The 13,335-nt window shown below is 34.2% G+C and carries 11 protein-coding genes; 8 read left to right on the forward strand and 3 right to left on the reverse strand.

The features are described 5' to 3' along the window. Positions 1-8 precede the first annotated feature (8 nt). From MHH96_RS13070 to MHH96_RS13105, 8 genes are all read left to right on the forward strand, one after another. Positions 9-767 (forward strand): sugar phosphate isomerase/epimerase family protein, encoded by a 759-nt coding sequence (locus MHH96_RS13070; protein WP_047941497.1) that lies wholly within the window; start codon positions 9-11, stop codon positions 765-767. A 45-nt stretch (positions 768-812) separates the two neighbouring features. Next, positions 813-1,976: a Gfo/Idh/MocA family protein gene (locus MHH96_RS13075; RefSeq protein WP_047941498.1), complete on the forward strand. Its 1,164-nt coding sequence runs from the start codon at positions 813-815 to the stop codon at positions 1,974-1,976. Between the two features lie 62 nt (positions 1,977-2,038). Beyond that, positions 2,039-2,857, forward strand: a complete 819-nt coding sequence (locus tag MHH96_RS13080) for a sugar phosphate isomerase/epimerase family protein (RefSeq protein ID WP_047941499.1) — start codon at positions 2,039-2,041, stop codon at positions 2,855-2,857. 12 nt (positions 2,858-2,869) lie between these two features. Continuing rightward, entirely contained in the window at positions 2,870-3,640 is a 771-nt protein-coding gene (locus MHH96_RS13085) for a TIM barrel protein (protein ID WP_144544458.1), read from the forward strand. Between the two features lie 322 nt (positions 3,641-3,962). Further along, complete coding sequence (locus tag MHH96_RS13090; protein WP_047941620.1) at positions 3,963-4,496, forward strand: cell wall hydrolase; 534 nt, start codon at positions 3,963-3,965, stop codon at positions 4,494-4,496. A 360-nt stretch (positions 4,497-4,856) separates the two neighbouring features. Continuing rightward, positions 4,857-5,528, forward strand: a complete 672-nt coding sequence (locus tag MHH96_RS13095) for an ABC transporter ATP-binding protein (protein WP_341117541.1) — start codon at positions 4,857-4,859, stop codon at positions 5,526-5,528. After that, positions 5,529-7,967, forward strand: a complete 2,439-nt coding sequence (locus MHH96_RS13100) for an ABC transporter permease (RefSeq protein WP_047941502.1) — start codon at positions 5,529-5,531, stop codon at positions 7,965-7,967. It abuts the gene before it with no gap. Between the two features lie 115 nt (positions 7,968-8,082). Continuing rightward, complete coding sequence (locus MHH96_RS13105; RefSeq protein ID WP_144544452.1) at positions 8,083-8,805, forward strand: hypothetical protein; 723 nt, start codon at positions 8,083-8,085, stop codon at positions 8,803-8,805. Positions 8,806-8,877: 72 nt separating this feature from the next. On the opposite strand, the gene MHH96_RS13110 is transcribed toward MHH96_RS13105, so the two are convergent. The 3 genes from MHH96_RS13110 to MHH96_RS13120 all read right to left on the reverse strand — a co-directional run bounded on the left by MHH96_RS13110 (position 8,878) and on the right by MHH96_RS13120 (position 13,155). Continuing rightward, the gene (locus MHH96_RS13110; protein ID WP_082138280.1) at positions 8,878-10,368 is read right to left on the reverse strand and encodes a glycine betaine ABC transporter substrate-binding protein; all 1,491 of its coding nucleotides are present in this window, start codon (positions 10,366-10,368) and stop codon (positions 8,878-8,880) included. Positions 10,369-10,462: 94 nt separating this feature from the next. Then, entirely contained in the window at positions 10,463-11,578 is a 1,116-nt protein-coding gene (locus MHH96_RS13115) for an ABC transporter ATP-binding protein (RefSeq protein ID WP_047941506.1), read from the reverse strand. A 338-nt stretch (positions 11,579-11,916) separates the two neighbouring features. After that, positions 11,917-13,155 carry a helix-turn-helix domain-containing protein gene (locus MHH96_RS13120; protein WP_328283121.1) on the reverse strand — a complete coding sequence of 413 codons (1,239 nt, stop codon included), beginning with the start codon at positions 13,153-13,155 and terminating at the stop codon, positions 11,917-11,919. Positions 13,156-13,335: the final 180 nt, after the last annotated feature.

Below are 13,335 nucleotides of genomic sequence, written 5' to 3' on the forward strand. Positions count from 1 at the left end.
CGAGTTCGATGCATAATCAGTTTGCTGCCCAATTGTTTACAGTAAGAGAAGAATTAAAGAGAGGAATTTCCCCTGTATTTAAAGAGTTGAAGGAGATGGGCTGGGACGGGGTTCAGCTATCTGCATTACCTGCTGACTATGATCCGCATGAAGTTGCAAAGGCCTTACAGGAAAATAATCTAGGCACAGCTGGAATACATATCCCGCTTGATCGGTTAGAAAACGATTTAGAACAAGTAGTGGAGGAAGTAAAGCTATATAACACAAAAGATATTGTCTGCCCATTTTTACCAGAGGATGTAAGAAATCAAGACGGGTATGAGGGGGTAAAGGCGCTTTTGAATGAAGTGGCTGAAAAAACACCAGAATTTCGCATCAGCTACCATAATCATGCCTTTGAATTTGATACAGACATAGATGGGAAATCAGCGCTGGAATATTTATTGGAGCCTACTTCCGATAATAAGATTTTTGCGGAAATTGATGTTTTCTGGGTAAAAAAGGCTGGAAAAGATCCGCTGCAATTTCTTAAACCCTATGCAAATAGAATGCCAATCATTCATTTAAAAGATATGACAAATGATGAAAGGCAAACTTTTGCAGAGGTTGGTACAGGGCTGATCGACTTTCCCCCTATTTTAAATTGGTGCAAAAAAGCTGGGGTTGAATGGTATGCAGTTGAACAAGATATTTGTCCAGGAGATCCGATGGATAGTCTCCGAATAAGTTTAGAAAATCTTAAACGTTTAACAAGACTTTTGCAGTAAAGCTTTAGAAATGAAAAAGAGAGGTTAGGAAGGAGACGGAGAAGATTGGCTAAAGTCAAAATAGGCATTATCGGTATTGGTAATATGGGAAGTTCGCATGCAATGTATTTAAATAATGGCGAAATTGAGGGAGCGGAATTAATTGCTGTGTGTGACAGCAATCCAGAAAGATTGAAATGGGCAAAGGAAACATTAAGAGAGCATGTTCAGCAGTTCGATCATGTTGACCGCTTTTTTGAATGTTCGGATATGGATGGAGTTATTATTGCAACACCTCATTATGATCATCCACCATTGGCGATTCAATCACTAGAACAAGGGTTTCATGTCTTAGTTGAAAAACCTGTAGGTGTATATACAAAAAACGTAAGGGAATTAAACGAGACTGCAAGCAAAAGCGATAAGGTATTTGGGATTATGTTTAATCAGCGAACCAATCCCTTATATCAAAAGCTGAGAGAGCTTGTGCAAAGTGGCGAAGTGGGAGAAATTAAACGAACAAACTGGATTATCACAGATTGGTATCGTTCACAAAGTTATTATGATTCAGGTGGCTGGAGAGCGACATGGGCTGGGGAAGGAGGCGGAGTTCTTCTAAATCAAGATCCGCATCAACTGGATTTATGGCAATGGACAAGTGGATTAATGCCTAAACGAGTCCGCGCATTTTGTGGATTTGGGAAGTTTCATGATATTGAAGTAGAAGATGATGTGACCGCATATGTGGAATATGAAAATGGAGCAACGGGCGTCTTTGTTACATCTACAGGTGATTCTCCTGGAACGAATCGCTATGAAATATCGGGTGATCGCGGAAAAGTAGTCATAGAGGATGGAAAGTTAACCTTCTGGCGACTAAGACAATCGGAAAGGGAGTTCAATAAAGAATATAAAGGGGGATTTGGCGAACCGGAATGCTGGAAAATTGATATTCCTATTAAAGGAGAAGCAACACAGCATAAGGGGATCACAGCAAATTGGGTAAATGCTATCCGCAATGGGACAGAGCTGCTTGGACCTGGTGTAGAAGGCATAAAGGGATTGGAAATCTCGAATGCCATGCATTTATCGGCATGGATCGATGATTGGGTTGAACTCCCTATTAACGAAGATCTTTTTTATGCTAAATTACAAGAAAGAATTAAGACATCTACTTTTAAAAAGAACAAGCATGCATCGATCACATTAGATGTGAAAGGTTCTCATTAAAGACAGGGCAGATTAGTCTGTCCTTTTTTTCAAGAATAAGAAAAATGTGGGAGGTACAGAAGATGAAATTAGCTTTTACTACTCTTGGATGTCCTCATTGGAATTTAGAAACAATTATCCAACATGCAGTGGAAAATGGTTATTCAGGCATTGATTTTCGTGGGCTGCTAGGAGAACTTGATCTATATAAGCTTCGTGAATTTTCAACAAACGTAAAAGAAACGGTACGTCTCTTTAAGGAAGCTTCTTTAGAGATTCCGTGTTTTTCTAGTTCAGTCAAATTGGTTACTCAATCACAAGAAGAATATGAGAAGTATGTAGAGGAATTAAGAGAATACGCATTGCTCTGTAAGAAATTCAACACTCCTTATATTCGTGTATTTGGCGGAGCGGTTGGAAAGTGGAAGAGAGAAGAAGCAATGGAAATCGCTGAGAAAAATGTTCATGATTATTTGGCGATTGTAGAGGATATTAATGTCAAACTTCTCCTAGAAACACATGATGATTGGACAGATAGCAGATATGTGAAAGAGCTAGTTCAGCGAGTTTCCTCTGATTATTTGCAAGTATTATGGGATATCCATCATCCCTATCGAACAATTGGCGAAAAGCCTGATGTTACTTGGGAGAATCTTGGGGAATGGGTTGCCTATACCCATTGGAAGGATTCTTATCTAAAAAAGGAAGCAGAAAGAGGCTATCAGCTTTGTCTTTTAGGAGATGGGGATATACCATTACAAGACATATACACTTTATTAAAAAGGAACGGGTATGATGGCTACTATACATTGGAATGGGAAAAAAAGTGGTGTCCTGAATTGGAGGAGCCGGAAATAGCCTTTAAGCAGTTTAGTAAGTATATGAAAAATATTCTTGTGTAAGGGGGAAATCCTATGAGGTTCGGATGCTGTGCTGCTATTGATCAGGCAGAGGCATTGGATAAAGCGGGGTATGATTTTATCGAATGTACGGTTATTTCCTTGATGCCAGAAGAAAAGGAAGAGGTATTTAAAACAATATTAGAAAAATATCAAGCATCACCTTTACCTATTGAAGCTTCTAATATTCTTTTGCCAAGTGACTTAAAAATAGTGGGAGATAAGGTAGATAATCAGCGAGTGAAAGATTATTTAAAATCTGCATTAGAACGTGTTTGCCGAATAGGTGCGGACACAATTGTATTCGGAAGTGGTGGTGCAAGAAGTTTTCCGAAAGGACTGTCGAAAGAAAAGGGCAGAGAACAAATGGCAGCCTTTTTATCGACAATATCGGATATGGCGGACCAATTAAGCTTAACAATTGTAATAGAACCGCTCAACAAAAAAGAATCGAATATTATTAATAGTATTTCAGAAGCTGCTGCATGGTCAAAGGAATTTAATCAAAAATCTTTAAAAATATTGGCTGATTTCTATCATATGGAAGAAGAAAAGGAACCACTTACGAATTTCTATGAATATAGAGATTTTATCCAGCATATCCATGTTGCTGATACGAATAGGCTGGCTCCTGGTACAGGAATGTATCCCTATCCTGAGTTTGTGCGAAACATACATAAAGCAAACTATGATGGCAGAATCTCCATTGAATGTAATTGGCGGAATTTTGCAGAAGAAATTGGACCAGCACTTGATTTTTTAAAAAAGCAGTTTTCTTGTCATTAAATGAGTCTCTAAATTTTTTTTAGTACCTTCTTATTTTTTGTTACAGATAAAAATGGTTTGTAACAATCTTGCCTAAAATTTCCTAAATTTAGATGTTATTTGCTAACTAACTCGATTGGTTAATACTTCCATCATGTTGTAAATCTCTTTTCTAGTAAGCTATCAACCTAGCAATCTTTTGTTTACCACTTTTTGGACGATGAATCGAAATATTACATCTGCTAGCCTAATAGAAGACACCAGAAACAACGACTACTAGGAGGTAAGAGTTTTGAAAAAATTAATAGTAGCCGCTGGATTAGTGCTATCTATTTCAGCATTTATGTTAATCGATAAAGCAGATGCAGCAACGAATCGAACGATTCAGTCTGGGGATACTTATTGGAAAGTGGCTAAGGGCTTTGGGATTCCAATCGGTGATTTAATGAAAGCAAATAATAGCAAAGCCTTAATTACAGGTCAAAATATTATTCTACCAAATGCCACTGTTTCACCAGCCGATAAAGATTTAATGGCGAGATTAGTTCGCGCTGAGGCTGTTGGTGAACCATATGCAGGAAAAGTTGCAGTAGCAGTGGTTGTTTTGAATAGAGTAAAAAGTAATCAATTTCCGAATACTATTCGTGATGTCATCTATGAAAAATCGAATGGATATTATGCTTTTACCCCTGTTCAAAATGGGGAAATTAATAAGGCAGCTGATGCGGAGTCAAAAAGAGCAGTTAATGAAGCAATTGCATTAGATGGAAAAGGAAATGGTTCTCTTTATTTCTTTAATCCAAAAACAGCTACAAGTGACTGGGTTTTCTCACGAGAAGCAACGGTTACTATTGGAAACCATCGTTTTGCTAGATAAATAGTAGATATTTCCTTTTAAAAAACAAAATAACTAAAAGAGCTATCTAAAATCCATACTCTCGGTTTTTAGACTAGCTCTTTTTTAATTCTAAATTATTTCTTTATGGTTGATGTATATTAGCTCTTTTTAAGTATTAGTATTTAATTCATACTAAATTATTGTTTTATTGGTTAATGGTACCAGATTCTTTAACTCTACTACCATATCCTGTATTATCCGATTTGTTAATTTTGATAGTTTAGATATCTTAAATATAGTAAGGAATAATATAAGGGATTTAAGTTATGAATGGGAAGTTTTGGCCGATTATCTAGATTTATTGTAGTATATTTATAGAAAATATTGGAGGTGAACTTTATGGTGGAAAGTTTAAAAGTAGTTAATATGACAAAGAAATATTCAGATGATAGGGAAATTATCAAAATAAAGAATTTTACTGTAGAAAAGGGAACCATTCATGTCATCGAAGGAAAAAGTGGTTCTGGGAAATCGACTTTTTTAAGTATTATAGGTGGATTGGAATTTCCTACAAATGGAAAGGTTTATTATAATAATGAATCATTTTATGATTTGCCTGAGCAAAGACAAGCTGAAATAAGGGGGCATAAATTTGGCTATGTATTTCAATCCTTTCATTTAATACCAGAATTGACAGTTCGAGAGAATATTGAACTTCCATTGAAACTATTAAAAAAAAGGGAGAAACAATTGAAATATAGTATTGATGAGCTTTCGCAAGAATTAGGAATTCACTTTTATTTAAACAAGCTTCCAACTTTTCTATCAGGTGGGGAGCAGCAAAGAGTGGCTATTGCCAGGGCTTTAATAACTGAACCAGATATATTATTTGCGGATGAACCAACAGGTAATTTAGACCAAATTACAACTAAAAGTATTACTAGCTTATTAACTAAATTTAATAAGGAAAGAGAACTTTCTTTAATTATAGTTACACATGAGAAGAATTTAATTCAAGTTCCTCACTTTTTATATTCCATGAAAAACGGTGTATTAGAGGAGATGAGTTAAGTGTTTACATTAGGATTTAAATTTCTATGTTCTAGAAGAAAGTGGACTATATTGATAGTCCTTGCATTGTGTCTCATTATTTCTTCTGTTCTCTCTATATTTACAGCATCTGAGGCTATTAGAGCTGCTCTAATGGAAAAATCTTATTTGCAATATGGGAAAAATAGTGGAGTTCTGGTTGGTATTGAAAAGTCTAAATCTGAAATAAATAAGGAAGTAAAAAATATAGGCGAATTCCAATTGATTGATTGGATTCCTTTAGAGAATTCCAATTCCGCTACAATTGGATGGATGGATAAGGGAGCTGTAGACTTATCGAAAATTAAAGTAATGGAGGGACGGTTGCCAATTGGAAAAAATGAAGTAGCCATTGAATCCGCATACTTAAAATTATTTAATAGTAGCTGGGCTATTGGAGACATGATAACACTAGATGGTAAAGAAAAGCAATGGAAAGTAAAAATTGTTGGGATTATTTCAAATTATTCCTCGAAAAGGTATATACCTTTTCAATTTCAAAAAGAATTAGCTTTCCCCAATATTTTTATTAGCGAGCAATATAAAGACAAGTCTAGTAAAAGGAATTATCTAATTAACTATGAAGACGGCAAAAATACTACTCTCAAAAAAACAGAAAATTTATTAGCTGAGTATGATGATAAGGGTTTTGTAAATGAAAAGCTATTTTTGGAAGGCCTAAGAGATTATGATACTATTCGTAATATTTCAATCTTTTATCAAACGGTTATTCTTTTCATTTCGATATTTTCTATAAGCAGTTTATTTGCTTATTTTAATAAATCGCAACGGAGAAAAATTGGGGTATTAAAGGCACTTGGAATAAAAAGAATGCAGCTGTATTTTTTTTACTTTTCTCAAACATTTATTCTTTTCTTTTCTGGTTTGATTTTAGCAGTTCCCCTAAATTATGTTTTTAAATTCCTAATAATAAATAAGAGTTTTAAAGAAGGTATAAGTACATATCAAAATCAGACTTATACTTTTAGTATATGTTGGATTCTCTTTCTTTTTTTCATGGTTTTATTTCTATCTTTTTGGGAGATATTTCGTTCTAGAAATCTATCTATAAAAATGTTAATTAATGGAGTAGAAAAAATACCGATTGTGAATATACTAATTAATAAAAATATAAAAAGATTTGAGATAAAACAGTTAACAAGACAATTATTTTTGTTTCCTAAACAATTTATTTTAACTGTAGCAATGATAAGTTTGTCTATACTTATTTTATTGTTTTCTGTCATTTTTCAAAAAGAGACGGAAGGTATATGGGATATAGATGAATATTATTATTTAAATTCCCAGGAGGTTTACGGATTTGACACGCAAGATAATCTGCCTATCCTTTTAAGGAAGGGGTTAACTTTTTCAGAACAACAAGTTACGAATCTAAAGATTCTGCCTGGTGTTCAATATGTTGAGAAGAATCCTTTTATGGTAGATGTAATTCCATTAATCACATCACAGCAAAAAACAAAAGATATTACTCAATGGTTGGATAATCAGGGAGAAATAATCACTTATAATCAAAAATGGATTGTGCCAAATGTTAAATATGAAATTATTGATAAAGAGGAATTTTCACAACTTTTCCCAGAGGATGATTATAAAGCATTTCGAGGCAAAATCATGATCTTTGTTCCTAATAAGGATGGTAGAAAAGATGCAAATTTAAATAATCTGAAAGGAGAAACAATCGAATTCATTAAACAGGAAAAGCATGAAGGGAAATTGCAGAAAATAAAAGAACAGTTCGAAGTATATAGTGTTAACAATGAAACATATGTAAAACAAATTAATAACAAAAACAAAATAAGTTATGATGGTTTTACTATTATTTTTGATAAAGATACAATGCAGAATTCTAAACTCTTCAACGGTTATATGGAACTCGGAATATTTCTTGATACTAATATTACAGAAAATGAATTAAAGAAGATTGATGATTATGTTAATCAGATGATTGCTACTGTACCTGGTAGTTTGTTACAGAACATACCAGAATTTATCCAAAATGATACAAAGATAACTTCGTTGTTAGGTTTCCTTGCAAAATTTTCTTTCATAATTACTTTTCTTCTTACAGTTACTAGTATGTTTATAATCGTATTTAGTAAATACCAACTCCAAAAAAAGGAGTGGGGGATTTATCTGTCTTTAGGAATGTCAAAAAGAAAATTATATTATTTTCTGACATCAGAAATGGTAGTTTATTGTTTAATTGCTGCTTTAATGAGTTTTATTATTATATTTTTGTATTTAATGGGCGCAGTTTTAACCTTTCCTCTCTCTTACTATTTATATTATTATCTTCTCGTTATTATATATATGTCGCTTCTATTAATAGTTGGAAGTTTTATTATTTATAAAATAGTCATAAATCAAACAGTGTATAATATGTTAAGGGAAGTAGAATAAGTAAATTTTTAGTTGCTTTTAAACAGTCCATACAATTATAAACAAAAATCTAGTCGTATATTATAATAAGAGAATGTAGACAGAATCTGTATTTTAGTGGAAAGAGGAAGGAAGAGTGAATAAGAATTTATGGGCTGGATTTATTCTGGGGATTGCAGTGACCATTGGCATCGGATTAGCAATTATCTTTATTGGGGATTATTCTGTTCAAAAGGAAACGAAAACAGGATCTCAATCAATTACAGAGGAGGGGAATAGTAAAGAGGAAAAGTCTAGCAAAATAGACGGAAATAACGAGAGTGAAGGAATATCCTACAGTATCGAACCATATGTTTTGCTATTAAAAAAGGAGGATGGATCTATAGAATCATTTAATCATGATAGTGCATCAAGCGAAATGAAGCCTGTTGATTATTCACCTACTCGAAAAAAAGTTTTGTTAACTCCACAATATGGGTGGGAGGCAGGTGGGGCGCTCTATGTTTATTCGAAAGAAGATGGATTAAAAGAAATAATCAATGTGAACGCTACCTCTGGTGAACAAGAATATCCAAGTGGAGCTGTTTGGCTAGATGAGCGATATATACTTTATATGAATAGTAATTTGTATGGAACGATTCCTAGTGGAGAATTAAAAATCTATGATACGGAAACTAAACGGCAGCTGCCACTTGACCTATTTAAAGGTGATGCGGCAACGCACCTTGCTCGATTAACTAGTATGGGAAAAACGTATATAGTTATTGGAGGAATACAGTTCACAGATGATATGTTAAATGATACGAAAGCATATGTGGAGCAGCATGATTTAGAAGAAATTCTTAAATTGGTAGAATGATAGATAGTTTGAATTGAAAGACCACAAAGGGGTTATAGAAAATCTATAACCCCAACATATCAGCCTTATAAACTAATCAATAAGCCCTTCTTCTTTCAAAAATTCGACCGCAACATCTTCATATTGCTCTTTATCAATATCTACTTTTGCATTTAATTCTTGCATTTTTTCATTATCAATTTTTCCGACAAGCATGCTTAATACTTCTTCTAATTCTGGATATTTCTCTAATGTTTCCGCTCTAATTACTGGTGTTGCATAGTATGGTGGGAAGAAGTTCTGATCATCTTCTAGAACTTGTAAATCAAATGCTGGGATACGGCCGTCTGTTGAAAAGGCGTCAATAACATCGACATCACTGTTTTTAATCGCACTGTACATAATACCAGAGTCCATCGCTTGCGTATTTTTAAATTGTATTCCATAGGTATCGATAAGACCTGGATAGCCATCTTCTCTTTCTAAGAATTCCGGTTCAGATCCTAAGGTTAGGTCCGGTGCGATCTTTTTTAAGTCTGAAATAGTCTTTATTTTGTACTTTTCCGCATCTTCTTTGCGCATGGTTAATGTGTATGTGTTGTTAAATCCAAATGGCTCTAGCCAAACTAAATTATAGTCTTCTTTAAATCTTTTTTTCACTATTTCATAGGCTTCGTCAGGATCACTAACCATATCTTCCTTTAAGATACTTAATAATCCAGTACCTGTATATTCCATATACATATCATAATTTCCGGTATTAACCCCCTCAAAGGCTGGGGCGGTTCCGCCAAGGAAAGATTCATAGTTTACTTTTAAGTCTGTGTGCTCTTCAATGAGATGCCCCATGATGTACACCATAATTTCTTGTTCTGTGAAATTTTTTCCAGTAATAGTGATGCTATCCTTTCCGCTTTTTCCACTGCTGAAATTGGCAATCACAGTCGAAAGTGGAAGGATTACGATTAAACCTGCAACAATCCAGATTCGTATTTTGCTTTTTTTCACTTTTTTATTTTGAAGACCTTGAGGGGTCACATCTGTTTCTAATAGTTTTAATAAGTAATCAAATATAATCGCCAAAAGGGCAGATGGGATTGCTCCAGCAAGGATAAGGCCAGTATTATAGGTTTGTAAACCACGGAAGATCAAATCTCCCAGTCCGCCTGCGCCGATTAATCCAGCGATTGTTGCCACCCCGATTATTAATACTGTTGCAGTCCGAATTCCTCCCATAATAACGCTTAAGGATAGTGGCAATTCAACCATCCATAACACTTGGCGATTGGTCATACCCATCCCTACGCCAGCTTCGATTGCAGATTTTTCTACTCCGACAATTCCTAGATATGTATTGCGCAAAATAGGTAATAGACCATAAACAGTTAAAGCAATAATGGCTGGAAGTTTCCCAGTACCGATGAATGGTACTAGAAATACTAGTAATGCCAAACTTGGTATGGTTTGAAATACGCCGGCTACTCCAATGATGGAGTCTGCGATTTTTCTGTGGCGAGTTAAATAGATTCCTAGTGGAACGGAAATCACGATTGCAATGGCAATAGAGATAAGAGAAAGATACATATGCTCTAAAATTAAATTCCATATTGTCGGCCAACGGTTGATGAAGACATCTATTGTGTCTGTGATTATATTAGGAATGGCTCATCCCTCCTTTTTATTCTCCAATTTGGTCAGCAATATATTCCACAAGACCTGCACGGTTAACAATACCAATAATTTTAGAATGCTGGTCAATTACTGGAATAAAGCCATATTGGGATTCACTAACAAGTTGAAAAGCTTTTTCAGTTGCTTCTTCAAGATGAAGCGTTTTTATATTCGTATCCATTATATCTTTCAAGGTTAATTCTTCTTCTCTATATCGTTTTTGTACCTCCCACACATTCGCTATTCCGAGAAAGGTATTAGATTTGTCGACGACCACTAGACTATCCACACGCTTTCTTCTCATTAATTTTAATGATTCTGCAAGACCGCGAGACTCACCGGCTGTTACAGGAGGAACCATTAATTTTGCTAATTTAGGTAAAGAAATATTTTCTTGCAAACGATCTTCTCCAATAAAATTGCGGACAAATTCATTTGCTGGGTGACGTAATATATTTTCTGGCCGATCTAATTGCACAATTTCTCCGTCTTGCATAATACAAATTCGATCCGCTATTTTAAGGGCTTCATCCATATCATGTGTAACAAAGACAATTGTTTTTTTGATATCCTGCTGCAAGCGGACTAATTCATCTTGCAATTGTTCGCGGCTGAGAGGGTCTAAGGCACTGAACGGTTCATCCATCAAGATTATTTTCGGCTCTGCCGCAAGGGCTCTAATAACCCCAATCCTTTGCTGCTGTCCACCGCTTAATTCAGAAGGGTAACGATCACCAAATGTATCAGGATCTAACCCGACCATTTTCATTAAATCATTAATTTTGTCTAAATATTGTTCTTTTTTCCATTTTTGGAGTCGAGGAACGAGCGATACGTTTTCTTTAATTGTCATATGGGGTAACAAACCTATTTGCTGAATGACGTAGCCAATAGTTCTGCGGAGTTTTACAGGATCCTCTGTGGAAATATCCTTTCCTTCGATCGTAATGGAACCACTAGATGGTTCTATAAGTCGATTGATCATTCTCATCGTAGTTGTCTTACCAGAACCACTTGGGCCAATTAGAACAAGTAATTCTCCTTCTTTTACCTCGAAGGTAATATTCTTTAGCGCTTTAAATCCATCTTGAAACGTTTTGGTTACTTCTTTAAATTGAATCAATTTCTACGAACACCTCCAGACCTTTCTTTAAAACTAATTACCCGTTTTTGCTAACTAACTAACCACCTTTTTATAAACTATTTATGAAAGACATTTACTATTATATCATTATTTTTAGAAAAAAAAGACCGAAAAGGAATGATTAAGGGAATAATAATTAGAATTTTCAATCAAATAACATAGGGGATAATAATAATGTAATTAAATTTTGGAGAATCTTAGATTGAATATCTTACAAGCTATTCGTTACCAATATTTATTTATAAGAAATATTTAATACGGACAGGGGTTATCCTAACACAAGTAAATAACTATTGGATAAGCCCTAATTCTATTCTCTATAAAAAATTAACCGTATTCTTTCTAAATTGTTTAGGAGTAATTCCGGTATACTTTTTAAATACTTTCGTGAAATAGCTTTGATCGGTAAAATTTAAAAGGGCATGAATATCAGATAAGGAATGTTCTGCAAAAGTCATCAGTTTTTTTGCTTCCTCAATTTTCATTTGCTGTATGTATTCACTAATAGGAATTCCCACTTCTTTTTTAAATAAATTGGATAGATATTTGGGGCTGATAGATAAATGCTCTGCAATGGACTGTAAGGTTAATGGTTCATAGATATGCTTGTAAATATAGTTTCTGCATTGAAAAATAGGTCGCGAATAATTTTCCCTATTTGTTTTAGCTACTTTATCTGCAAATTCATACAAGATATTTTCTGTGAAGAAATGAATGTCCTTTAAATCTTGTAATTCCTCTAAGTCTTGAATGTAGCGGTCTCCTAAAGAATAGGCGATTTCAGGATGAAGACCGCCTGTAATGGCCGCACGGGTTGCAAGGGTAATGGTTGCAATAGTTAAATTTTTTTGATTTCTTACTTCATTTTTTTTAGAAAGCTTTCCAAAATGAAAGGAAGTGCTTTCTTTAAAGGCTTTCCAATATGCAAGCAGATTTTCTTTTTGTCCATCTATAATAAATTGATAGAGTTTTTTCTCCGCAATAGGATCATGGTGAAAGGAGGAATTTTGGTGTGTTTCTAATATGTATTTATTTGCAGTCTTTTCATCATTTAAATGATTGGGCAATTGCATTTTTGGAAAGGTAATGTCTTTGTCATAAATCTTGTTATTGTATAAAAAATAGATAAGTTTGCAGATTTGTCCTAATTTCGCAATGCTTATGACGGGAAGAGAATAATAATAGTCGCTTAAAGCATCTTCCAAACCACTTTGGCGATAGGCAGTGATCAAGTTATCTATCAGCAGTCTACTTGGCCGTTTAGATAAAACGGGGCCTAAAATAATGGTACCTAAGTTGGTAATTGGAATGATGGATACGTTTTCATAAAAAGGTGTACCTATTATGGCGGGAGATAGAGAATTCTTTCCATTACTAGGAATGACCTGTCTGTAAAAGGATTGTTTAGAAGGATAAAGAGGATTAATTAGTTCGTTCGCTGTTTTTTCTGCCATTATAGTTCCTTCATTATTAAGTAAAGTAATTGAGATATTTAATATATCTGTCATTAAATTACATATATACTCCAAATTCTTCATATTTAGACGATTTCCCACTAGATTCTCCTCCATTAAATTGAAAGTTGTCAAAATTTAGAGAGTGATATGGTAGTTAAAATACCAAAATAATAGAAATTATACCATAACCATCTTTGATATCAGTATATACTTGGACTACTTAGGTAAGCGCTTTCTATTCATTTTGTTTCCTTTTTAGATTTATAGAAAGCAGAAAAA

This window comes from Niallia sp. FSL K6-0212 (assembly GCF_038007605.1).
Taxonomy (GTDB): Bacteria; Bacillota; Bacilli; order Bacillales; family Cytobacillaceae; genus Niallia; species Niallia circulans.